17 protein-coding genes are annotated in these 24135 nt (G+C 43.4%); 10 read left to right on the forward strand and 7 right to left on the reverse strand.

Features of this window, described 5'->3' with window-relative positions:
- Positions 1–545: 545 nt before the first annotated feature.
- Complete coding sequence (locus FQ083_RS01230; protein ID WP_149408435.1) at positions 546–1841, reverse strand: NCS2 family permease; 1296 nt, start codon at positions 1839–1841, stop codon at positions 546–548.
- A gap of 511 nt (positions 1842–2352) precedes the next feature.
- Here FQ083_RS01230 and tolQ point away from each other — a divergent pair.
- The 4 genes from tolQ to FQ083_RS01250 all read left to right on the forward strand — a co-directional run bounded on the left by tolQ (position 2353) and on the right by FQ083_RS01250 (position 6086).
- A complete protein-coding gene (gene tolQ / locus FQ083_RS01235; protein WP_149408436.1) occupies positions 2353–3093 on the forward strand; it encodes a protein TolQ in 741 nt (246 codons plus the stop codon).
- Positions 3090–3548: a protein TolR gene (gene tolR / locus FQ083_RS01240; RefSeq protein ID WP_133104210.1), complete on the forward strand. Its 459-nt coding sequence runs from the start codon at positions 3090–3092 to the stop codon at positions 3546–3548. The genes tolQ and tolR overlap by 4 nt, the downstream gene beginning before the upstream one ends.
- A gap of 107 nt (positions 3549–3655) precedes the next feature.
- Complete coding sequence (locus tag FQ083_RS01245; protein ID WP_133104209.1) at positions 3656–4663, forward strand: cell envelope integrity protein TolA; 1008 nt, start codon at positions 3656–3658, stop codon at positions 4661–4663.
- A 136-nt stretch (positions 4664–4799) separates the two neighbouring features.
- Positions 4800–6086 (forward strand): PD40 domain-containing protein, encoded by a 1287-nt coding sequence (locus FQ083_RS01250; RefSeq protein ID WP_133104208.1) that lies wholly within the window; start codon positions 4800–4802, stop codon positions 6084–6086.
- A 117-nt stretch (positions 6087–6203) separates the two neighbouring features.
- Here the strand turns inward: FQ083_RS01250 and FQ083_RS01255 are convergent, their stop codons facing one another.
- The 3 genes from FQ083_RS01255 to FQ083_RS01265 form a co-directional block, all read right to left on the reverse strand.
- Positions 6204–6848: a c-type cytochrome gene (locus FQ083_RS01255; RefSeq protein WP_149408438.1), complete on the reverse strand. Its 645-nt coding sequence runs from the start codon at positions 6846–6848 to the stop codon at positions 6204–6206.
- Positions 6849–6892: 44 nt separating this feature from the next.
- Complete coding sequence (locus FQ083_RS01260) at positions 6893–8494, reverse strand: flavin monoamine oxidase family protein (RefSeq protein WP_149408440.1); 1602 nt, start codon at positions 8492–8494, stop codon at positions 6893–6895.
- A gap of 198 nt (positions 8495–8692) precedes the next feature.
- Positions 8693–10147: a cytochrome c gene (locus tag FQ083_RS01265; RefSeq protein WP_149408442.1), complete on the reverse strand. Its 1455-nt coding sequence runs from the start codon at positions 10145–10147 to the stop codon at positions 8693–8695.
- Between the two features lie 582 nt (positions 10148–10729).
- On the opposite strand from FQ083_RS01265, the gene FQ083_RS12620 reads away from it, so the two are divergent.
- A complete protein-coding gene (locus FQ083_RS12620; protein WP_188004047.1) occupies positions 10730–10900 on the forward strand; it encodes a hypothetical protein in 171 nt (56 codons plus the stop codon).
- A gap of 92 nt (positions 10901–10992) precedes the next feature.
- On the opposite strand, the gene FQ083_RS01270 is transcribed toward FQ083_RS12620, so the two are convergent.
- The 3 genes from FQ083_RS01270 to FQ083_RS01280 all read right to left on the reverse strand — a co-directional run bounded on the left by FQ083_RS01270 (position 10993) and on the right by FQ083_RS01280 (position 14086).
- Positions 10993–11610, reverse strand: coding sequence for a flavodoxin family protein (locus FQ083_RS01270; protein WP_149408443.1), 618 nt, complete (start codon positions 11608–11610; stop codon positions 10993–10995).
- A gap of 267 nt (positions 11611–11877) precedes the next feature.
- Positions 11878–12843, reverse strand: a complete 966-nt coding sequence (locus FQ083_RS01275) for a polyphenol oxidase family protein (protein WP_149408445.1) — start codon at positions 12841–12843, stop codon at positions 11878–11880.
- A 52-nt stretch (positions 12844–12895) separates the two neighbouring features.
- Positions 12896–14086 carry an RluA family pseudouridine synthase gene (locus tag FQ083_RS01280; protein WP_149408447.1) on the reverse strand — a complete coding sequence of 397 codons (1191 nt, stop codon included), beginning with the start codon at positions 14084–14086 and terminating at the stop codon, positions 12896–12898.
- A gap of 759 nt (positions 14087–14845) precedes the next feature.
- Between FQ083_RS01280 and FQ083_RS01285 the strand changes: the two genes are divergently transcribed.
- The 5 genes from FQ083_RS01285 (at position 14846) to nrdA (ending at position 24105) form a co-directional block, all read left to right on the forward strand.
- The gene (locus FQ083_RS01285) at positions 14846–15925 is read left to right on the forward strand and encodes an outer membrane protein assembly factor BamD (RefSeq protein WP_149408449.1); all 1080 of its coding nucleotides are present in this window, start codon (positions 14846–14848) and stop codon (positions 15923–15925) included.
- Between the two features lie 177 nt (positions 15926–16102).
- A complete protein-coding gene (locus FQ083_RS01290; RefSeq protein WP_149408451.1) occupies positions 16103–18253 on the forward strand; it encodes a DNA primase in 2151 nt (716 codons plus the stop codon).
- Between the two features lie 553 nt (positions 18254–18806).
- Positions 18807–20726: an RNA polymerase sigma factor RpoD gene (rpoD, locus tag FQ083_RS01295; RefSeq protein WP_020443327.1), complete on the forward strand. Its 1920-nt coding sequence runs from the start codon at positions 18807–18809 to the stop codon at positions 20724–20726.
- A gap of 180 nt (positions 20727–20906) precedes the next feature.
- Positions 20907–21266: a YbeD family protein gene (locus tag FQ083_RS01300; RefSeq protein WP_011513459.1), complete on the forward strand. Its 360-nt coding sequence runs from the start codon at positions 20907–20909 to the stop codon at positions 21264–21266.
- A gap of 562 nt (positions 21267–21828) precedes the next feature.
- On the forward strand, positions 21829–24105 hold the full coding sequence (gene nrdA, locus FQ083_RS01305; RefSeq protein ID WP_149408453.1) for a class 1a ribonucleoside-diphosphate reductase subunit alpha: 2277 nt from the start codon (positions 21829–21831) through the stop codon (positions 24103–24105).
- Positions 24106–24135: the final 30 nt, after the last annotated feature.

Consider the following 24135-nt stretch of genomic DNA (forward strand, 5'->3'; position numbering starts at 1 on the left):
CACGACAATATTAAAAAACGAGAAAATCCAGCATAAGCTGGAAAAGGTCAAGTAGATCGTTTGACTGTGCAACGGACTACGTCAACAATACAAAGGCAACAACATAAAACTAAGCGGCATTAGTGCCTTCTTCTTGTTAGTAGTGAAAGGAGAGTGTTTGCAATATAAAGTGGCAATATGCAATGCTGATTCACTGATAAGAAAAACCTCTACGGCGTTGATTGAGGTGATGCGCTTAATATCCGCATATTACCATGAAATAAATTTTCAAACTAACAATATTATGCATTTTAGCCAATTATAATAGTGTTAAAAAACAAACAGTTATTAACGCATTCACAAACGTGACGCTTTGGTTATAATTTCCGATTTACTATTTATGATTAATTGTTTTATGAATCAAATAGTTGGCGCTACTGTCTTGATATAATAAGAATAGTAAATACCAAAAAGCCCTTCTTATCATTTGATAATAAGAAGGGCTTAACTGATATCTCTATAGCAATATCAACCGTAATTAACAGTGCGCGTCGATTGATTAAAAACTAGATAAAGATAATTTTAGCCAGTAATACTACTGTCAATAGCAAAACAGGAATACTGATGTCAGAGAATTTACCAGCAACTACTTTGATGGCAGTATAAGTGATAAAGCCAAGCGCAATACCGTCAGCGACAGAATAGGTCAAAGGTGTAAACAATAGGACCACCACCACTGGTGCCGCTTCTGTTAAGTCATTCCATTTGACATCTTTTAATGTTTCCATCATGAGTACTGCTACATAAAAGATAGCGCCCGCAGTCGCATATCCTGGAATCATACCGGCAAGTGGTGAAAAGAATAAGCTGAGTAAAAATAACACGCCAACGGTCACAGCCATCAAACCAGTACGACCACCTGCAGCAATACCTGAGACACTTTCAACAAAACTGGTTGTTGATGAGGTACCAAGTACTGTACCTGCCACAGTCGCCGTCGAATCTGCTAGCAATGCTTTGCCCATATTTGGGATTTTACCATCTTTACCAATCAAACCTGCTTGAGTGGTGGTGGCAATCAGCGTGCCTGCTGTATCGAATAAATCAACGAATAAGAAAGCAAAGATAACACTAATCATGGCTACATCGAACGCGCCAGCAATATCAAGCTGCATCAGGGTTGGTGCAATAGGGGGCGGCGCTGAGATAATACCTGTAAACTGGGTATTTCCTGTGACAAGGCTAATAAGCGCAACCAATAAAATACCAATAGTGACCGCACCGGGTACTTTTTTATGTGACAAACCAACGATAACAATAAAACCAAGGGCTGCCATCGCAGGTGAAAACGTGGTCATGTCACCTAGTCCCACTAGTGTCGCATCATTATTGACGATGACACCTGAGGTTTGAAGCGCAATAAAGGCCAAAAACGCACCAATACCTGCGACAACCCCTTGTTTGATACTGGTCGGAATAGAATTAATAATGATTTCACGGATTTTAAACAAACTTAATAGGATAAAGATACAACCTGACAAAAATACTGCGCCAAGCGCCGTTTGCCAAGCATAGCCCATTCCTAAAACCACGCCATAAGTAAAGAAGGCATTGAGTCCCATTCCAGGCGCTAGTGCGACTGGCAGGCGGGCATAAATACCCATAATAAAACAACCAATGGCCGCGGCAAGACAGGTAGCTACGAATACTGCGCCTTTATCCATACCTGCATCAGCAAGTATGTTAGGGTTGACAAATATGATGTAAGCCATCGTCAAGAACGTGGTTACACCTGCTAAAATCTCTGTTTTGATCGTGGTATTGTGCCCATCGATCCCAAAATATCGTTCAATTGCGTTCATAGGAGTCGCTTCCAAATTGCAGTGAGTAAATTATCATTATCAAATGGTATTGATAAATGTCGCTTCCAAATTGCGACGATAAATGCCGCTTTTAACTCAAACATAAAAAATACACCTAAATTGCGACGATAAATGACGCTTCCAAATTGCGACTGTAAATGACGCTATAAACTACGGTTGGAGATGATGTTTTTAATCCTTTAGCCACACAAGATTTGCTAAAAATAAAACCACTGTGAAAAATTACAGCAACAAATCATAACATTCTATGGAAATAAATAGATAATTTCAATGAATGCCATGAACTTGTCAGTAAAAGAGCAAAAAATAGTTGACCATATGGACAATATTATAAAATGATAGTGCTGTCACCATAAATTTTAGGAAAAAACTGCTCATTATGTAATTAACACATTATTAATGATATTTACCAAGATTAGCAGTACACTAGGGGGTTAATATGAGCACCCTATTTTTAATGACTATTATTAATTATCCATGAGTCCTTTACATGCCTGAATCCTTAAATATTATCGACCTTATTACTCAAGCGAGCCTGCTGGTTCAGATCGTGATGGCTCTATTATTATTAGCATCGTTACTCAGTTGGGTGATTATTTTTCGTATGAGTGCGCGGCTTGGCACTGCCAGAAACTTTGACCAACAGTTCGAGGCGTGGTTTTGGTCGGGTGAAGATTTGGCGAAATTGTATCAAGGTATTCAGGGCTCACCTGAGCGCCAAGGTCTTGAGCAGATTTTCTATGTTGGCTTCTCTGAATACTTAAGAATGCACAAAAAACGTCAACCAAAAGATGACATTATCGATGGCGTTGAGCGTAAGCTTAGGGTGGGTCTTGGTCGTCAGCAGCTACTTTTGGAATCAGGACTTACAACGCTTGCCAGCATCGGCTCCGTTGCACCTTACGTCGGTCTGTTCGGCACCGTTTGGGGTATCATGAATGCCTTTTTGGGCTTGTCACAAAATGAACAAGCTACCCTAGCCGCTGTGGCACCAGGTATTGCAGAAGCATTGATTGCCACCGCTATGGGTTTGTTTGCCGCTATTCCTGCGGTATTGGCTTATAACCATTTTACCGCCAAATCTAGTCGATTATATGATTCACGTGCCTTATTCTGTGATGAGATGACAGGTATGCTGCAGCGCGAAACCAGTAATGAAAGCCCGCAGCCTAGCACTCAAGTAAACCAAGCCAACCAAGCCAACCAAAGCACTCAGGTGGCTGGTCTATGAAACAAAGTCCCTATCGCCGTGAGAAAAAAGCACTGAATGCGGAGATGAACGTTGTTCCTTATATCGACGTAATGCTCGTGCTGCTCGTGATATTTATGGTGACCGCGCCGATGCTGATTACTGGCGTCGATGTTGATTTGCCAAAAGAGCAAACCAACACCATGAGTCAAAGCCAGCTACCAGTCATTGTATCTTTGACCGGTAACGGTGAGATTTTTATCAGTTATGAGAGCAATGTTGACTTACCTGTTAGTGAGCCTGAGCTAATTGATACCCTCTCGACTTTGCAAAGTCAAAGCAGTGATGCCGGTGCTCAGCCAGTACAAGTGATGATTAATGCCGACCAAAACAATCAATATGGCGCTATCATGACTTTGATGGCAACGTTGCAACAAGCCGGTATTCAGAAGGTTGGACTATTAACTGGCGCTCCATTGCCTACACCAGCGGTTTAATCATTTTATAATATTAAAAAACAGCCGTTTTGGTGTAGCCGGTTATAATAAAGCAGATAATCTGATGTAGCTTATCTTTTAGTATCACGTTTTTGAGTATCACTACCATGCACAAGGCTCCAACCGTTTATGTACCAACTGAACCCGAAGGCAATGGGCTAACCTTACCCACGCTGCTCAGTTTGCTGGCACATGGTCTTGTCATTGGTATACTTATCTATACCTACCAAAATATGGACGTTGAGACCGCAGGTAGTATTGAAACGACCATGGTATCTCCTGAACAGTTAGCCGAGATGCAAGGTCAAATCCTTGCAAATCGCGCCGCCGCAGCCAGTGCTATGCAAGCGGAAAGCGGCTCAAGTAGTTCAGCTACGCCAACAGAAGCCTTTGATGGAAGCGTCAGCACTCCAAATCCTGCTCAACCAAACTCTCAGCAAGTGCCTGTCTTCACACGCTCGGATGAATCTGCTACTAGTCCGATGCTCATGAGTGAAGAGCAGCATCAACGCCTACTTGAGCAAAACCAAGAGTATGAGCGCAGTATGGCTGAGTGGGCCGCGCGCTTAGACGAATCCGTCTTAGAAGAACATGACCAGATTGAAAAAGAAAGACGACAGCAGCTGATTGAAGAGCAAAAAAGGCTTGGGGATTTCCGCAATAAACAAAACAATCCTCCCAAGATTAAGCGCCCAACTGCTACCGACCGAAATATAGAAATCAATACGGGCGGCTCTAGTAGTTCAGGTCAAACCCTTAGTCTATCAAACGATGGGCAGTCGACTTTATCTGGTGATAGCACAACCTCAAGCCCTTCAAAAGGCAACAGCCGCTCAGCGTCAGGTGGCAGTCGCGGCGCCAGTAATAGTGAAATCATTAACCTCATCAGACGTAACTATAACCCACCGACTGCGGCAAAGGGCTCAACCCAGCGTGCGACCCTCACAATTACGGTCAATGCCAGCGGTAATATCACCAATGTTACCGCTTCAGGACCTGATGAAGCTGTCAATGAAGCCGCAAAACAAGCCGTATTGAACACAGGCAGCTTACCAATCGATGCTGACGATCCCAAATACCCAACCTTTACTCTACAGTTTAAAGGTAGCAATTAATCAGTTGCTCATGTCTTATATTATTGATAACGTTACCTTAAACAGCTTGTACTGTAGAAGGGACTGCCTTATCTTTATGGCGGACTAATAACCTATAAAAATGATACTCATACTGCTTTAGGAGCTAAACTTACTCATGCGCACCCATAAAAAACTACTCATCTCGTTACTTGCTAGCGCCTCAAGCTTGCTGATCGCGCCAAGTGTATTGGCAGCGCCCATTGTTTTAGAACTCGATTACGATATTCCTGTGCAACAGAACCAAGTGGCTTTTGTGGCTTTTGCTGGTGATAGTGTGTTGTCGCCTATTATTTTAAATAATTTGAGCAAAACTGAGCTAAAAGTTACCAACCAAAACCTACCACAACAGCCGCATAGTAGCAGCGAGCTGGCTGGCACTCTACCCGTTTGGCAAAGTATGGGGGTTCCTTATTTAGTAGTCGGCAGCACACGCAGTAGCCGCGGTAAAGTGGTCACCGATTACGAAGTGATTGAGGTTAAGACAGGACGCGTGATCGAAGGTAAGCAAACCTTAACTGCTGATAAAGACAACATGCGCTATGCCGCTCACGTCATCTCTAATAAAGTCTATGAGCTGATTACTGGGATTCCAGGTGATTTCTCAGGGCGTATTGCTTATATCGAAGAAATTGGCACTGGCAAAGCAAAAGTCTCACGCTTAAAAGTCATGGATGCTGATGGCGAAAACGCCAAAACCATTACTGAGGTTTCAGGCTCTATCTTCTCTCCAGCATGGTCGCCCGATGGCAATCGTATCGCTTATTCAGTACAACGTGATAAATCTTATCCTGTTATTTATGTGCAAAGCGTGAGCGGCGGCGGTGCAACTCCATTGACGCCTTTCCCTGGTAGCAACTTAAGTCCTTCGTTCTCGCCAGATGGCAGCAAAATACTGTTTTCGAGTAGTTTTGAAGGCAGTGCTGATATTTATGAGATGAGTGCCAGCGGCGGTCAACCAAGACGACTGACCAATTGGCCAAGCAGTGAAGTACAGCCAAGCTACGCCCCTGATGGCAGATCTTTTGTCTTTGTATCTGATAAGACTGGATTTAATAAGCCGCAGATTTATCGTTATGAATTTGGTTCAGGGCGCACAACCAAAGTGTCTAATAGTGGTTATGCGACCAGCCCACAATTTAGTAGTGATGGTACGCAAATTGCCTTTTTAAATGGGCGCTCAGCGGCTGTTATGAACAGCGGCGGCGCGGTCACTGCTAATTTGGGCAATACTGGTATCGATGAAGCACCGAGCTTTTCACCAAATGGTAAGCGTGTTGTTTATGCATCAAAGCAAGGTGGTAAGGGCGTACTGACTATCAAATCACTAAACGGCGGCGAAGCCTTTGGTAAATCTGGGCAAGGTACGATTCGCTCACCTGTCTGGTCAGCCAGTCCCAGATAGAGCTAGAAATTCGTAATGTCTTAACCAAGAAAAGCGCCCTATCATCGATTGGGCACTTTTTTATATGAGAGTAAATTGATCAGCTTTTATTCTAAGGAAACATTGTTCACAGCAACACTATTCACTTGGATCATAACCGGGCGGATTGGCATGTCTGAGCTTGGCCACGTCTTCATCGGTCACTGTATCCGTGTAACCATTTAAGTCACTGACGACGTATTGAGTCACTGCCGCCATTTGCGCATCATTCATCATCATATGAAACGATGGCATCCCGCGGAAACCATTGATCAAAATATTAATGATGTAATATTTTGACTGCATTTTGCTATTGTTAGCCAGTGGCGGGTAATAGCCTGCACCATAAGCGCCCTCGCCTTTATGCATATGACAGCCAGCACAGGAGTCATGATAGAGCTTTTTGCCATCGGTCGTAATAAAGGCATTTGACCCTTCAAACTTTGCTTCCCACTCGCTAATAATAGGATCATTTTCCATATTGGGTAATGAGCTGTCATCAACGACATTGATAGGCTGCGCTTTTAGCTCGTCACGGCTCATATAGACAGCGCCCCAGCTGCCAGTATTGCGACTTGCTTGATAGTCAACCGTTTGCTCAGCATCGTGTTTACTGGCTACCGTCTCTACATCGTCTGCTTTTTGACTACAGCCTAATAATGCGCTGCTGCTTAGCAGCATGATCATCAGCATCTTAGGTGTCATGTTTTTCATGATAGTTGTTTTCATGATGATAGTGTTCATGATAGCCTCTGAATTTATAATGATTGTCTCTATGTGCACCGCAATTAACCCAGCATTTTTGCTTTTTTATGCAAGCGTTTAGCTGCATCCATGCCAGATAATATAGCCCCTTCCTGCCACGCAGGAATATGAGAGCAATGCTCACCTGTCAGCACAATACGGTTGTCTATACTGCATAGGTTATCGTAATGCTGCTCACGACTAGACTCACTCCAAATACCGTAGCAGCCGAGTGTCCAAGGAATACGGTGCCAGACGACAGATGTTCCGGCGCGGAATTCCTTTGGGTACTGCGGATGGATATACTTACCGTAGGCAAGCGCCACATTGATACGCTCTTGCGGTGTTAGAGTATTAAACTTATAAGAAGTCGCGCCAAAACCATAGGCACCAAGCAATACACCCGAGCCATCTTTAAACATATTTTCTGACGGATAAGCAATTTGGGTAATAGGCATATTGGTATAGGTTAAACCGCCATAAATCCACTCATCTTCTTCCCAGAAGCGGCGATTAAATTCCAAACCTACTTTATAGGAAGTGTCATAAGGAACCGCTGCCATCGCCTGTTTCATTGGTTTTGAGACATTGATATCGAGCTGGGTTAATACGGTTAAAGGTATATTGCAGACACACCAGTCTGCCCGAATGGTTCTAGTTGCACCATCGGGACTATTACTGTCCACATAGTCGACTGTAACGCCAGTATCATCTTGATGAATCTTAGTGACTTTGGCATTAAACTCAATCATATCACGACATTCGCGGGTGAAAGCATCACCGATTTTACCCATACCACCAACTGGCTGAAACATGGTCGGCTGATGTCCATAGGTCATGTGATTGCTATAAATATCTCCCCACATGCCTGAATCTAGTATCTCACTGATTGGTAATGGCTTTGACGGCTTTTCATTTGGCATCAAACCGCCACCTGGGAACACACTAAAGCCACGATGTTTGGTAGTCTCATTACTGGGGCGGTAGCGATAGTCTTTATCGAGCACGCCCCAGCCTTTTAGCCCTTCTAGCAGCTTCTCTTTGTCCTCAGTATTGACTGAGCGATCCAGACCACCCACGTTTACTGACTTCGATAGCAGCTCCGCCACATGACCTTGAATGTCATTTTTGATGTCACCCAAACGCTGCGGTACGCCATTAAAATGATTAGTACGGTGCAAATAAGCGCGGTCATTGGTTTGTATAAAGGGTTGCATCTCAACACCGAACTGTTTGCAATAATGAAAGACGGCATAGTGGTGGCTTGGCAAACGCCATGGTCCACCATTGAAATAATTGCCTTCTTCAAAATCACAAGTGACCTCTTCGCCGCCAAGCTCGGTATATTTATCACCACTGTTCAGTGTCCAACTACGACCGCCACCACGATTTTGAAACTCAAGCACTTTGACATCGTAGCCCGCTTTTCGCAGCTCATAGGCGGCAGTAAGACCACCAAGACCAGCACCAAGAATAACAATGCTCGCGCCAGTAGGTGCGCCTTTAAGGTCCATTGCTTCTTTAAAACTGGACTCTGAAGCAAACCCCAAGGTCGTCATTGCTTGGTACATGGCGGTCGCGCCCGCTGTTTTACCAATCATTGAAAGCAATTGACGGCGCGTGGGTGATTGAAGCATGTCTTTCATAATAATATCCTTAAAGTAGACAATGGTGCAGGATAGTAGACGCATCGTTATCAATGTACTTGGCGTGTTGTTGTCTATAATTGCCAAACGATAACGCTCTATCTAATTGCCATAATCCTTGTCTTATAATCAGTATCTAACATAGCTTTATAGTATTGATGACTACGCTGTTTGATGAAAGGTGAAATGAAACCCAAATCAGTGACGGTGCTTAGAGCGTATGATGGCTCGAATAATAAATATAATGACGGCAATAGCGACGATCATACCCAATATTGCCAGCAAGCCTGCGTATTTAATTAAAAATGGCTTTTCGGCGCTAGTGGCAGCGATGCGCTCGACGTCCGCTGCACTCACATCGCTGTTGGCAAGACCGCCAAAGTTGATGCGTACGTAATTGGCGATACTGGCAATTTGCTCGCTGCTCAGCTCATCCGAAAAAGCAGGCATAATCGGTGACGTATTGGTGCTGCCAACGACCCCATGCAAAATCATATTGACGAGCACATCAGGCTTATCGCGGCGAAGACTGCTTAGCCCTACGATGGGTGAATACTGTGCATCAGGTTGACCATAGCCGTCCACACCATGACAACTGCCACACGTAGCCAAATACAAGGCTTCTGGTGAATTACTGCCCTTACTCACAGCAGTTTTGGCTTGAGCCAAATAATCTTTTTGGGCAAGTAAATCATGGGTAATAGATTCGTTCACCCGAGTCGGTAAACGTGAGACATCGACGACAAATACTTTATCATCGGTTTGAATGGCAGGTACTGCTCTTAGATAAGAGGCAATCGCGCTTAAGTCTTCTTGCTTTAGATACTGAGTACTATGCGCGACTGCCTCACCCATTGGACCACCAGCATAAGCGCGCTGATCAAGCTCGCCGGTGCGTAGATAAGTAATGATATCTTGCTCACTCCAGCTGCCAATACCACTTGACTCGTCAGGGGTGATATTAGGTGCGTACCAATGCCCTAACTGCGCTCCAGATAAATACATTTTTTTATCGAAGCCCATGGTGCTGTTGCGTGGCGTATGGCAAGTACCACAGTGTTCTAGATTATTGACCAGATACTCACCGCGCTTCTGCGTCTCATTGAGACCATCACGTCCCTCAGTAGAAGGAACATTTAAAAAGTTCCAACCGAACATGAGCGCACGAATATTAAACGGAAATGGTAGGTCAGTTTTATGCTTTGGCGCTTCATCTACCACTGGCACGGTTTGCAGATAGGCAAACAGCGCGCTGACATCCTCTTCTTTCATACCACTATAAGAAGGATATGGCATGGCAGGATATAGCATATGGCTAGGCGCACGACCTTTTTGCAGCGCATTTTTTAGATCTTTTTCAGTATAATTGCCGATACCATAGCGTTTGGAGGGGGTGATATTCGTAGAATAAATCTCCCCCATAGGGGTCTCTATTGCTGTACCGCCAGTATAGTCTTCGCCATGACACGCCATACAGTCCGCTGCACGAGCAATATAGGCACCTCGATTGACGAGCACGCTATTGGCAGGACTGATATTAGGTAAGGTCGCATTAGGTAAGCTTGTATTAGTAAGGCTCGTATCCTCAGCCATCGCAGCGCTGGAGGTCATACCAATGGCAAGCATCGATAACATCATAGAAAATCGCTTCATAATTCCCTCATTTCGCTAACATCTCATATACTTTCATGATTGTTGCGCATAACATCCACTGTTAAGCTGAATTTTTATCATTATTTTTTGCTATTATCAGTACAAGATAAAACTGTAATAAAATATCCATTTATAGATCATTGCTAAAAAATGTCTGTTCACCTCACTACTGTAAGACTATTTCACTTCTATTACTTGGATAGTAACGCATCGCTATCATTTTTTTACAAAACTTAAAAAGATAAATAATTGGATATATTTTTTAATAGACGGTTATACCTTTTTATATTATAAATTTAGGTAAAATAATTAATTCTTTATAAAACAATTAGTAAAGTTATAAAAGCTTGTTTTTATATATTTATAAACATGAATTACTGGTAGATTATTGCTAGATAATGAAGCCAACAGTTCTTCTTACTTTATTATGGCTGTACATAAGGGATACATAACGCCCATCCTAAACGCTTCTTATAGAGCCTACTACTTCCGTTTATAATGAGATAATATCTTGCACAATCCCGTGCATTGGTTATGATGAGCGCTATTTCACCGTCGCCGATTGCCTTTTGAGATATCATTATGAAGTCATTAACCTTGACCTATATATTCACAGCTGCCTTATTTATGACAGGTTGTCAGTCGTTTCAATTTGTCGAAAGCCCGATTCCTGTCAAAAATGCCCCGAGCAAAAATCTGTTGGTTAAAACTGTCCCAGCTGCAGATACTGCCGTTGAAAATAACGAGCACTAAGATAGATATAAAAAGCTGACAATAAAAAAAGCAGATATCAGTTTGATATCTGCTTTTTGGTATTTACTACTTAATAAATAGCTTTTGAATTTTTATGAGGCGGGCTGATGTTTAATGATGGTTTTTGCCAGATGATCACCAAACCAAATCGCCGTATCTATATCACCCACGCCTGGTGTTTCTTCAGGTGGACCATCAAGCGACTGGGTCATCAAACCCAAATTACTCGATAAACGGTTTAAATCATGGGGCTCATGTCCGGTCGGTCTGAGTGGCAACCCTATCCAGTTCATCCCATGCTGCATACTATAAAGACAAATCTGCTGTAGTACAGCAAGCTTATCGCCACTAAGCCCACCTGAGTTGGCAAAACCTGCTGCCCACTTACCTTGCCATTTGCCATGATACCAACGCTTCGATGTCGCATCCATAAAAGTCTTAAAGCCTGCTGTCACACTGCCCATATATACCGCACTACCAAAAACCAACAGATCCGCTTGATCTAAAAACTCCCAATCGACGTCATTGACATCGACAGCCTTGGCTTGTGCTTCAGGTAGTTGCTGACGAGCGCCCGTCACGATTGCTTCTGCGACACGTTGAGTATGACCGTAGTTACTATGGTAAATAACGGCCATCGATATATTAGATACGCTAAGAGAAGTCTCGTCAGTAGGTAGTACAATAGACGGTGTAACAGATGTATTCATATAAACTCTAATAATGGCTATAAGTAATGAAATAAAAAATAAAAAGGTAAATTAGGCTTATGATTGTTAACGATAAGAAGACGCACTTATTATGTGACAGTTACTCTTTTGAATGATCATGCTTTAGTTACTATAATCGGTCCTAAATAAAAGAAATCCAAATGTTATAAGGTACTACTGGGGTTACTTTTTCTTGCTTGCTGTGTCTACGCAGACAGAGGCTGCGAATAATTAACCCCAGTAGTTCTGTACCCTTTTAAAAGTGGATTAGCTATATATAGAAGCACTTCGCGTAATAATCAAGGCCATGCGTCCCGTTGCAGGTTGCTGCAAATGGGTCTGACGTCGATAAGAATAGTAATGCCCGTCAGCATAACCACAAAGGATAGAGGGCTCATTGCATACGACAATCCCTGCTGCCTGCAATTGATCCGCGGCAATTTTTGGCAAATCTATCTTAATTTTTTCTGCATAGACTGGCGTATTGTCTGATAACTTGTCCGCTGTACTTGCTGCGTCTAACTCGCTAGTACCTGACGCCATCACGTAGCGCTCATCAAAATTACTTATTGCATCTGTCGTCAAAGCGTTATTCGCGATGCAACCTGCCAATAACTTATCTCGGACTTGACTACCCACTTCGTAATTATCTTGACTGATACAAACGCCTATCCATGCCATAATCTCGCCGCTGTCGCTAAAGCGTTCAGCCGTTGCTTTGATTACGCCGCATGCCAGCCCTTGCCAGCCAGCGTGAATCGCCGCTATCTGCCCAGTTGCTGGCTGATAAAGAACGATCGGTACACAATCAGCCGTCATTATGGCAAGCCCAGTACCATCTTGTTTGCTAACCATAGCATCAGCTGCCATAGGCACCATACTCAGTACCGTAGTATCGGTATCATGTATATGATTACCATGGACTTGATTAACCCAATGTAACGCTTTGACAGGCACGCTATGAACAGGTAGGTTTTGCTGCGCGATCATCTGCTCATTAATTGCAGCAAGCACACGCATCCGATTACTTAATACTACGCTTGCATCATCATTGACATGCAGCCCCAAGTTCAGCTTGCCATAACTTGCTTGCTGTCGTTGATGTGGCTGCTGATTGATTTTAGACTGAGATATATCAATACCTGCATAGTCTATATCAGAAAAAGCAGCCGTTTGAAACACAGCCACATCATCAAGCTGTGCTAGCAATGTCATGGGAAGCGTATTTTTCATGGCATATTTACCGTTTTAATAAAACGTCTTTGTATTACTTATTCATTATCGCTTATTCTTCATCATAGCCGTCACTTAAGACCGCCATTAGCTGCTGCATATCTTCAGGCATTGGTGTAGTGACCTCAACGTCTTCACCAGTCGTTGGATGAACGAAACCCAACGTATAAGCATGGAGTGCTTGACGCGGGAAGTTATTAATCGCTTGACGCTGCGCTTCTGTTAGACCAGCACGTAGCTGACGACGACCGCCATAGACTCTATCACCAACAATAGGATAAGTAATATGACTCAGGTGCACACGAATCTGATGCGTACGCCCTGTCTCAAGCCCTATATCCAACAAACAATAGTTACCATTAAGCGCGGTTACATTCAACAGGTGAGTCACAGCTTCGCGTCCTGCCGTCATTACTGTCATTTTGGTACGCTGATTACGATGGCGTCCAATGGGCGCGTCAATACGGCGATGACGAGATAGACTCGCTGCATCCCCTGCGACCACACATTGGTAATGACGATACACTGACTTGTCCTTTAGCTGCTCCATCAGTGCCAGCTGTGCGGGTTTGGTTTTACCAATCAACAATAGCCCTGAAGTATCTTTATCAATACGGTGTACCAAACCTGCACGCGGCAAATGGTGCTGCTGCGGATAGTGATACAATAGCGCGTTTACCAAAGTGCCTGTTTGATTACCGGCACCTGGATGCACAACCATGCCGACTGGCTTATTGATGACCAATACGTCATCATCTTCATAAACCACGTCGATTGCGATATCTTCTGGCTGATCTTCGCTATGCTGCTCTAAAGTCGTCGACAGATGCAAGATATCGCCAGCTTTAACACGGATCTTAGGTTTTTGTATGCTACCGTTATAAAGCAAGCTGCCATCACTTACCCAACCTTGTAACTGGACACGTGAAAAATCGGTAAATATTTTTGATGCCAGTTTATCAATACGCAAACCTGCTTCGTCTTCTATGACCGTATGCTTCACGTCAACTACAACAGGCACAGATTGCCCTGCGACCGAGACTTCATCATCGCCATGCTCGTCTTCGTCATTAAGCAGCTCATCATCTGACACGTTATCATCGTCCAAATGCTCGTCAAATTGCTCATTAATGGTTAATAATTCAGTGGGTATCGTGGATTCTGGCACAGGTGAACCTTGCGTTGATAAGTCTGTCATTGATGAATCTTCAGTGGATTGGTTCGCGGGTAAATTGGTAGTCATAGCATCATGTATTCATAGCAGATTTATATATAGTAAAGCCTCTGACAATGTTCAGTCGGAGCACTTCATAAGAAAACAGATTGGCACTTATAGACCATAAATAATAATCGTGGTCAAAAATGGCAATAATATCGCTCTAGTGTAACATGCTGAGCGTTTAAGCCCTATAGAAGCTGCATGTTATCTGGCAATTTATAGCACTCATTAGCTCTCTAAAATATAACATGGCTGTAATTTACTGTATATTTGTCACTGTCAGCACTATTGAATATCGCCCGTTGCAACCGCTCATGCTAAACTAGCGGGCATGAATCCTGATAAGTGTGGCGATTCAAACGTTGTACTATATTAGTGGAATGTACTTAAGGTATCACTGAATAAAAATGCATTATAGAATAAGCCAGCGGTGCGCCTAACTACAAAATAGCTCATGAAAAAATAGACGCAGCAAATGTTATTCTATAAAGTATAGCCATGTTTTGCTGTATGCTATGGCACTGTGTCGTTATTGTAGCTCTTTTATAAAAGCCTTACATGTGATGCACGCCTTATTGCGTAACATGTTTACAGAGTAAATTTTTAATAAATTAATAACTATGTTTTTTAATGAGCATGTTTTTATAATAATACGCATGCTTAGTGATTGGCATGTAAAATGATAGACCATTATTGATGCACCAAGCATCGTTTTTTATCATCAATCTACTAAATAGTATGATAGCGTCGCTGCTATTATACGTCTTGTGTCGGAGAAGAAGTATGCAAGCTGTTGGCAATACGTTTATCAAACTGTCCTCAATCACTTTACTTGCCCTAAGTGTCAACTTAGTGGGTTGTCAAACCTTTAAAAACCTCACCGGCGGTAAAGACGTGGATGCAGTGGTCACTGCTGAGAAGTCAGAGCAAGCGTACTATAATGACGCGATTGCTCAGATTGATAAAGGTCGCTATACTCAAGCGATCGAAGATTTAACCAACTTGCGCACTTTTTATCCGACTGGACAATATGCCGAGCAATCTTTGCTCGATATGATGTATGCACAATATGCCAGTGGTAAATATGAAACTGCGGCTGCCAGTGCTGAGCAGTTCATTCGTCTGTACCCGTCTAACCCGCAAGTGAGCTACGCTTACTATGTGCGCGGCGTTGCCAATATGCAAGGCTCGTCTGAAGGTTTGAAACTGTTTAAGCTCAACCAAGCGGAGCGCGATACTGCTTACTACCGTATTGCTTTCGCCAATTTCCAAGAGCTGTTGAACAAATACCCAAACAGTCCTTACGCACCTGATGCCGCTCAGCGCATGACGTTTATTTATAATCAGTTTGCTGAAAGTGAGATGAGCGCTGCTAATTGGTATATTGAGCGTGAAGCTTATGTAGCTGCTGTCAATCGTGCCAAATGGGTCTTTCAATATTATCCACTCAGCGAATCTGTGCCAGATGCGATTGCCGTCCTTGCTTATAGCCATGAAAAATTAGGTCTAACTGATTTAGCAAACGAGTATAAAACTTTATTGCAAATTAACTATCCAAACATGCTAAGTGCTGATGGACGTGTCAAGCTCAATACCAAACGTGAGCGTTCTCTAGTAAACAAATTAACTTTTGGACAGCTGAGTCGTTTTGATAAAGACACTTCATTTTCCACTGCCAACTATAACGGTGCGACCAAAACTCAAGTCATTCGCAATGCCACTCAACTGAGATTGCCAAGCGACAATGCTGCAAATACAGCAGCCCCAAGCAGCACTTCTCCGCTGCGTCTGACTGATGACAATCGTCGTGTACGCTTAGGGGCGGTTGAAAATGACAGCATCGATATGACCGATAGCAATTAATCGTATTTTGGTATGATTGATTAAGAGTGTTTGTGCGCTTTAATCAATAACGCTGTCATGGCGTCAGACGTCAACTAAAAATAAGGTCAACGATACGGTTGGCCTTATTTTTTCTGTTTTATTTTTGCATTATTTTGAGCATCAACAATATTGCACCTGTGGTAAACTGTTTTTCGCATGAGTATCCCAAATCACATTCTTGAACAATTAAATAGCCAAGCTGATTTAGTCAGTATCATTGGGCGTCATACTACGCTTAAACGTGCTGGTAGTGAGTTTAAAGGCTGCTGCCCTTTTCATGGTGAAAAGTCGCCGTCTTTTTATGTCAATCCACAAAAAAACATCTATCACTGCTTTGGCTGTAGCGTCGGTGGCAATGCCATCAGTTTTTTACGTGATTATGAAAACCTCACCTTTATCGAAGCGGTCAATGAGCTGTCCAAGCAGACGGGCATTGAAGTCCCAAAAGAAGAACAGCAAAACGTCAGCTATCAGCGTGCCCCTATTAAATCAAAAGCTAAGCCAAAATCTGCTATTAAGCCAGCAACATCGTCAACGCATCTGCGAAAAAATGATAGTCAGCCAGTAACCAATAATCAGTCAGCCATAATCATGCCAGCTGATGATACGCAGCCGCCAATTTATGATGATCACCATAGTTATGACAATTACCCACCGTTAGATGCTTACGATGCCGTCCCTTATGTAATGGATGGCTATGATGCTCATTATCAAGATGACAATGGCTATCCGCCTGCATGGTTAACCGATGATGATAATACTGCTCTCTACAATGATAATAGTATCTCTGATAAAGATGGCAACTTATATGAGCTGCTAGAGCAGATACAGCAGTTTTATCAACATAATCTCAGTATTCACCCTCATGCTAAGCATTACTTCTTATCGCGCGGTATTAGCGATGAAATCTTCGAAACTTTTGGCTTGGGCTACGCGCCTTTTGGTTGGCAACATCTTGAGCATCAATTTCCACAAGATATCGAAGGTCTCAAAGCGCTTGGCTTAGTGCGGCGCTCAGAATCTGGACGCGATTATGACCTACTTCGTGATCGGGTTATTTTCCCTATTCGAGACAATCAAGGGCGTACCATTGGTTTTGGTGGTCGTGCGCTTGATGATGAGGTAAAGCCCAAATATATCAACTCCTCTGACTCGCCCGTCTTTCATAAGCAGCATGTACTATATGGCTATTATGAGTCACGCCAAAAACGTGCAAATGACTGGCTAGTGGTTGAAGGCTATATGGATGTGATTGCCCTATATCAAGTCGGTATTTATGGTGCCATTGCGTCGATGGGCACGGCAATTAATGAGAGTCAAATCTCACGTCTATTAACGCTAAATCCAACATTAACCTTAAGTTTTGATGGTGATAGCGCCGGACAAAAAGCCGCTTGGCGTACGCTTGAAGTGGCGCTACCGGTGCTCAGTGATGAAAAAGAGCTGCGTTTTTTGACGCTGCCCAACAATCATGACCCTGATACCTTTATAAAAAGTCAGGGCGCGGATGCAATGCGTGAGCAGATCACTAACGCCATGCCGCTATCACAGTATATCTTTGCCTATCTCAGTGAGCGTCATGATTTGAGTTTGGTGGAAGGCAAAGCCAAGCTCATGTCACAAGTACGCGCCTTGACTACTGCCTTACCAAAAGGCAGTAGTTTCCGCTACCTGCTCAATAATGACATTTATCAAAAGCTTGGCGGCAAACGTAGCCAAAACATCGAAGCCAAAGATGCCCTGCTAGATTTTGATGGTGAGATGACCATCAGTCAGCAGCTTCAACTGTGCTTTGTATTCCAGCCGCGTGCCTTGATTGATGATCCTATCGAAGCCATTTGGCAACAAGCCGGTATTAATGACTTACACCTGCCCGCTCATCTTAAGCAAAAAGCCTCGGCTGATGTTTTACGCCCGCTGGCTTGGGAAGATATGCAGGACACGGCATTACTTGATGTCGTCAGCACTATTAAGCGCTGCCTGAAATATTTGCCAAAAGATGTCAATGCGGCGGCGCACTTTATTCTCTCTAACGTCAAACCCTTGACGCAAGAGACGCTTAGCCGTGATTGGAGCAGCTTTTATAAAGCCCTGACCAGTCGTAATATCTTGAGCCTCGATGGTTTGGTCGAAGAGTTGGTCAGCCAACTGATTGAACGCCATATGAAGAAGAAAACACAAAATTTGATTAAAAACCCTGACAACATAAAACTGGCGATTGTCCGCAAACAATCCCAGTTATTAAATGACTGGTTACGTGCGCAGCAAGCAGAACAATCGGCCCAAATGGCGACGGTTAAATCTTAATATGATTATTAGATTTTATTTATAAAACAGCTGCCCTTTAAAAGGGTCGACATTGTCCCCACTATTAATGATTATGCACTGTTGTCTTAGCTTATTAAAACTGCCTGTTATTAAAACTATGTTTAACATGGAATAGCTGGTAAATAATCAGTAAAAAACAGTCGGTAGATATCACTACCTCGTGCTTGATTACACTGGTCTGTGTTAAACTATGTCGCTATATATTTATAGCATGGTTTAATGAATAACGACAAAATGATGATACGCCCGTATGATTGAGCACAGTTTTAGGTATAAATTTTTAAATGTTATCGTTAAAGCGTATTTTAAAATATTTATTTTTAGGTATTAGCCTTTTGAAAATTTTTGAGCGTTAGCGGTTTTATAACATTGTAATTGTAGTATTTTGAGCCTTTATTCATATCCACTCATTTTTGATATTATTGACTACCTTTACGCCATATTTTGATCAATCGATTGATAAGATCAACGCACCCAGCGAGCGATAGCCAGTCACAATATAAAAATGTCCGATGCAAGTAAGCGAGTATTTATGAACGATAAGTCAGTTTCTAAGTCCACATCTCAACTGGCCACCTTAATCCAAATGGGTAAAGAGCAAGGGTATTTAACCTATGCTGAGGTGAATGACCAACTGCCCGACTCTATTACCGAAAGCGATCAGATCGAAGATATTGTACAAATGCTAACTGACGTTGGCATCAAAATCTTTGAATCTGCGCCTGATGCCGATGACATCTTGATGAACGACGATTCAAGTGATGATGACATGGCAGCGGATGAGGCAGCAGCGGTACTAGCTTCTGTTGAAACCGAACCTGGTCGCACCACTGACCCTGTGCGTATGTATATGCGTGAGATGGGTACGGTTGATCTATTGACGCGCGAAGGCGAGATTGCCATTGCTAAGCGTATCGAAGAAGGTATTCGTGACGTACAGCATGCCATGTCTTACTGGCCGGGTACGGTACAGTTCGTCCTTGACGAGTACCAAAAAGTCCAAGATGGCGAGAAAAAACTTTCTGACGTTATCACTGGTTTCTTAGACCCTGAAACCGAAGAAGACAAAATCGCTGCTCAAGAAGCCAAAGAAGCAGCGAAGGAAGAACGCGAGCGCATCAAAGAAGAAAAAGAAAACCCGCCGATCATCAAAGAAAAAGCTAAAGTAAAATCTGGGCTCGATGATGACGAGGAGGACGACGAGGAAGTGGAAGAGGACGCTGAAGAAGAAACCAGCGGTATCGATCCAGAAGAAGTGCGCCTGCGTCTAGAAGAGATCGAGCATCTATTTATTAAAGCCAAGCAAGCCTTACTTGATTATGGTCGTGGTAGCACCCAAGCTAATGAAGCTTATGAGCAGCTGGCTAGCCGCTTTATGATGCTAAAGCTGAATAACCGTCTATCTGATCAAGTCATGGCTATTATGCATGATGTCTACGATGACGTGCGTAAGCATGAGCGTCAAATCATGCGCTTGGTGATTCGCCGTGGTCGTATGCCACGCGAAGAGTTTCGTAAGACTTTTCCAAGTAATGAAACCAACGTTGATTGGTTGATTGAGCGTATTAAAGGTAAGCCTGCTTTTGCTGCCACATTAGAGAAAGTCGCCGACGATGTTATCTTGTTACAACGTGCTATCCGTGATTACGAGCATAAGCTCGAGATGGAAATCCACGACATGAAAGATGTGGCGCGCCGTATGGCTATTGGTGAAGCCAAAGCCCGCCGTGCCAAAAAAGAGATGGTCGAGGCTAACTTACGTCTCGTTATCTCAATTGCCAAAAAATATACAAACCGTGGTCTACAGTTCTTGGATCTGATCCAAGAAGGTAATATCGGTCTGATGAAAGCCGTCGATAAATTTGAATATCGCCGTGGTTATAAGTTTTCAACTTATGCCACATGGTGGATTCGTCAGGCAATCACCCGCTCTATCGCTGACCAAGCACGTACCATCCGTATCCCTGTGCATATGATTGAGACGATTAATAAGATCAATCGTGTCTCTCGTCAATTGCTACAAGAAATGGGACGCGAGCCAACGCCTGAGGAATTAGGCGAACGCTTAGAGATGGACGAAGCCAAAGTTCGTAAAGTACTAAAAATCGCTAAAGAGCCTATCTCAATGGAGACGCCTATCGGTGATGATGAAGATTCACACCTAGGTGATTTTATCGAAGATGGCACGATCTCAAGCCCTGTTGACGATGCGACGGCTGCTGGTCTACGTGAAGCGACGCGTGATGTATTAGGCAACTTGACTGAGCGTGAAGCACGCGTGCTCAAAATGCGTTTTGGTATCGATATGCCAACGGACCATACCTTGGAAGAAGTTGGTAAGCAGTTTGATGTGACGCGTGAGCGTATTCGTCAGATTGAAGCAAAAGCATTGCGTAAATTACGTCATCCATCACGCTCTGAGCATCTGCGCTCTTTCCTTGAAAATGACTGATAAGCCCCCTATAAAGACAGTAGCTTTTTAGCATACTGTCCTTATATATCGCAGAATATATATAAACCTAAAAGCTGAGCGCGTCTCAGCTTTTTTGTGGTTAATCGATAGTCGTTTGTTAAAATACCAGCCAATTTTAAGACTCAAGCCTCACTATAAAATAGCACTAAGGACTCACCCATGAGCGATAATCAACAAAATCCTAAAAAAGATGTCAACGTCTCTCAAATATCGTTGGGCAATGACAAAATTAAAGGCAAAAAAACCGACATTCAAAATCCTGAGTTGTGGGATTTTCCAATGAATTACCCGATGAGTATTATCGGTAATGAAGGTGAACATGAGACTTTGTTGAACGAAGTCAAACTCATTTTAGGCAGCCAGTTTCCGGATTTTGACTTAGCGTCTATGCAAGTCAAACCCTCAAAAACAGGACGCTTTCATTCTATACGAGTGAACTTATACTTAACGACTGCTGAGCAAGTCAATACCCTATATGCGTCTCTTGATGCGGCTAAGACGGTACGCATTGTGATGTAACTTATGATAGGGTTGACAGTCTCTTACTGCCCTCTATCAAATCCTACTATCATGGGCGTAAATTCACTGAAGATAATGACAATCGTCACTCAATTGGGTGGCGATTTTTTGTGGTTTGGTGTACAATCTGCGCCCGCATTATTATTGCCGTGACTGCTTTTATTAGTCAACAATTTACGAGCAAATAAAAAGCAAAGAGTGATTAGATTTTTACAAAAAATTTATTATTAAACTCATTTGCGTCTAACCCTTATGCCATCGTCCTTTGCCCAAATTTGGACAACGTATAAGCCCTCAGCAACATAGTTTGCCGTTAAAATCAATATAGCATTTTCAAAATTTTCCCGCTATATTGTGTCCACCTATTAACAAACACGCTATATGTAGTGCTCAGTGATTTTAACCATCACCATGAGCCGTGGCTAGCTTTTGCCTCAAAAAAACACTCTATCATGAGCATATATATCGCGTTATAAAGCATGCTTGGCGTCCTGACACCGCGCGGCATCACTAATAAGTCATTCAGTAAATAACTATTAAGCAATCAACTTACGAGGTCAGCATGACACATATCGATAAAATCCAAGTAACCAAACGTGATGGACGTTTAGAGCCTATCGAGTTAGATAAAATTCACAAGGTTATCGAGTGGGCAGCTCACGGTTTAGATAATGTGTCGGTGTCACAAGTGGAGCTAAAGTCGCACATTCAGTTTTATGAAGGCATCAAAACTCGCGATATTCACGAGACCATCATCAAGTCAGCTGCTGACCTTATCTCTGAAGATACGCCTGACTATCAGTATTTAGCGGCGCGCTTGGCCATCTTTCATTTACGTAAGATTGCTTATAATAAATTTACCCCACCGCACCTTTATGATCATGTCAAAAAGCTTACTGATGCTGGTAAATATGATGAGCATATCCTAGCTGACTATAGCCGTGCTGAATTTGACGAATTAGAAGAGTATCTCGATCACTGGCGCGATATGAACTTGGCTTATGCTGCTGTTGAGCAAATGGCAGGTAAATACCTCGTCCAAGATCGTGTTAGCAAAACTGTCTTTGAGAGCCCACAGTTTTTGTATATGCTGGTTGGGATGTGCTTGTTTAGCCGTTACGAAAAGTCAGAGCGCATGAACTATGTGAAGCGCTTCTATGATGCGACTTCAGAATTCAAAATCTCACTACCGACGCCTATCATGTCTGGTGTACGTACCCCATCGCGCCAGTTTAGCTCATGTGTATTGATCGAATGTGGTGATAGCCTAGACTCTATCAACGCGACCACTAGCGCCATCGTACGCTATGTGTCACAGCGCGCTGGTATCGGCATCAACGCAGGTCGTATACGTGCTCTTGGTAGCCCTATCCGTGGCGGCGAAGCACAGCACACTGGCTGTATCCCATTCTATAAACTGTTCCAAACGGCGGTTAAATGCTGTTCACAAGGCGGAGTCCGTGGCGGTGCAGCGACTCTATTTTACCCATTATGGCATTTAGAAGTTGAGTCGCTCTTAGTATTGAAAAACAACCGTGGCGTCGAAGACAACCGTGTCCGTCATATGGATTATGGCGTACAGTTGAACAAAACCATGTACACTCGCCTGATTAAAGGTCAAGACATCTCGCTATTCTCTCCAAGTGACACACCGGGCTTGTATGATGCTTTCTTTGAAGATCAAGACAAGTTCGAAGAGCTGTACACCAAGTACGAAAATGACCCAAGCATTCGTAGCCGTCAAATTCCAGCAGCAGATTTGTTCAGCTTAATGATGCAAGAGCGTGCTAGTACGGGTCGTATCTACATTCAAAACGTCGATCATTGCAACACCCATAGCCCATTTGACCCAACGGTTGCTCCAATTCGCCAGTCAAACCTATGTATGGAAATTGCTCTACCGACTAAGCCACTTGATAACATCAATGACGAAGAAGGCGAAATCGCGCTTTGTACGCTATCAGCGGTCAACTTGGGTAAAGTTGAAAACGTCAGCGACATTGAAGAGCCAGCCGAGCTAATCGTGCGTGCGCTTGATGCGCTGCTCGATTATCAAGACTATCCGGTAAAAGCCGCTCAAAACGGCAGTATGCGTCGCCGTACGCTCGGTGTGGGCGTGATTAACTATGCTTATTACCTTGCCAAGAATGGCGTACGCTATTCAGACGATAGCGCCATTGGTCTGACGCATCAAACATTTGAAGCATTGCAATTTTATCTCTTGAAAGCGTCAAACAAATTGGCGAAAGAGCAAGGCGCTTGTCCTGCGTTCAATGAGACCACTTACTCGCAAGGTATCCTACCGATTGATACGTACAAAAAAGACTTGGATAAAATCTGCCAAGAGCCATTACATCTCGATTGGGAAACGCTGCGTACTGAAATCACCACTCACGGTCTGCGCAACTCTACCCTAACCGCCTTGATGCCGTCTGAGACCTCGAGTCAGATCGCCAACGCGACCAACGGTATCGAGCCACCACGCGGTCTGGTCTCTATCAAAGCGTCAAAAGATGGCATCTTGAAGCAAGTGGTACCTGAGATTGACAAGCTAAAAGATCAGTACGAGCTACTATGGCAAATGCCGAACAATGACGGTTACCTAAAGCTGGTCGCTGTCATGCAGAAGTTCGTCGATCAAAGTATCTCTGCCAATACCAACTACGATCCGGTTCGTTATGAAGGCGGCCGTGTACCAATGAAGATATTGCTTAAAGATCTGCTAAACGCTTATAAAATGGGTGTGAAGACGTTGTACTACCATAACACTCGTGATGGTGCGAACGATGCCCAAGCGGATATGGAAGATGATTGTGCTGGCGGGGCATGTAAGATTTAAGATTGATGAGTGGCGGGTTTGGCTTTTGGG

The organism is Psychrobacter sp. ANT_H59 (assembly GCF_008369225.1).
Taxonomy (GTDB): Bacteria; Pseudomonadota; Gammaproteobacteria; order Pseudomonadales; family Moraxellaceae; genus Psychrobacter; species Psychrobacter cryohalolentis.

Excerpts from the sequence above, each read along its gene's own strand:
- FQ083_RS01250 (WP_133104208.1), top strand. The coding sequence starts at position 4,800 with ATGCGCACCCATAAAAAACTACTCATCTCGTTACTTGCTAGCGCCTCA.
- FQ083_RS01275 (WP_149408445.1), bottom strand. The coding sequence starts at position 12,843 with ATGAAAAATACGCTTCCCATGACATTGCTAGCACAGCTTGATGATGTG.
- FQ083_RS01300 (WP_011513459.1), top strand. The coding sequence starts at position 20,907 with ATGAGCGATAATCAACAAAATCCTAAAAAAGATGTCAACGTCTCTCAA.
- tolR (WP_133104210.1), top strand. The coding sequence starts at position 3,090 with ATGAAACAAAGTCCCTATCGCCGTGAGAAAAAAGCACTGAATGCGGAG.
- FQ083_RS01230 (WP_149408435.1), bottom strand. The coding sequence starts at position 1,841 with ATGAACGCAATTGAACGATATTTTGGGATCGATGGGCACAATACCACG.
- tolQ (WP_149408436.1), top strand. The coding sequence starts at position 2,353 with ATGCCTGAATCCTTAAATATTATCGACCTTATTACTCAAGCGAGCCTG.
- FQ083_RS01270 (WP_149408443.1), bottom strand. The coding sequence starts at position 11,610 with ATGAATACATCTGTTACACCGTCTATTGTACTACCTACTGACGAGACT.
- rpoD (WP_020443327.1), top strand. The coding sequence starts at position 18,807 with ATGAACGATAAGTCAGTTTCTAAGTCCACATCTCAACTGGCCACCTTA.
- FQ083_RS12620 (WP_188004047.1), top strand. The coding sequence starts at position 10,730 with ATGAAGTCATTAACCTTGACCTATATATTCACAGCTGCCTTATTTATG.
- FQ083_RS01260 (WP_149408440.1), bottom strand. The coding sequence starts at position 8,494 with ATGAAAGACATGCTTCAATCACCCACGCGCCGTCAATTGCTTTCAATG.
- FQ083_RS01290 (WP_149408451.1), top strand. The coding sequence starts at position 16,103 with ATGAGTATCCCAAATCACATTCTTGAACAATTAAATAGCCAAGCTGAT.
- nrdA (WP_149408453.1), top strand. The coding sequence starts at position 21,829 with ATGACACATATCGATAAAATCCAAGTAACCAAACGTGATGGACGTTTA.
- FQ083_RS01285 (WP_149408449.1), top strand. The coding sequence starts at position 14,846 with ATGCAAGCTGTTGGCAATACGTTTATCAAACTGTCCTCAATCACTTTA.
- FQ083_RS01245 (WP_133104209.1), top strand. The coding sequence starts at position 3,656 with ATGCACAAGGCTCCAACCGTTTATGTACCAACTGAACCCGAAGGCAAT.
- FQ083_RS01255 (WP_149408438.1), bottom strand. The coding sequence starts at position 6,848 with ATGAACACTATCATCATGAAAACAACTATCATGAAAAACATGACACCT.
- FQ083_RS01265 (WP_149408442.1), bottom strand. The coding sequence starts at position 10,147 with ATGAAGCGATTTTCTATGATGTTATCGATGCTTGCCATTGGTATGACC.
- FQ083_RS01280 (WP_149408447.1), bottom strand. The coding sequence starts at position 14,086 with ATGACTACCAATTTACCCGCGAACCAATCCACTGAAGATTCATCAATG.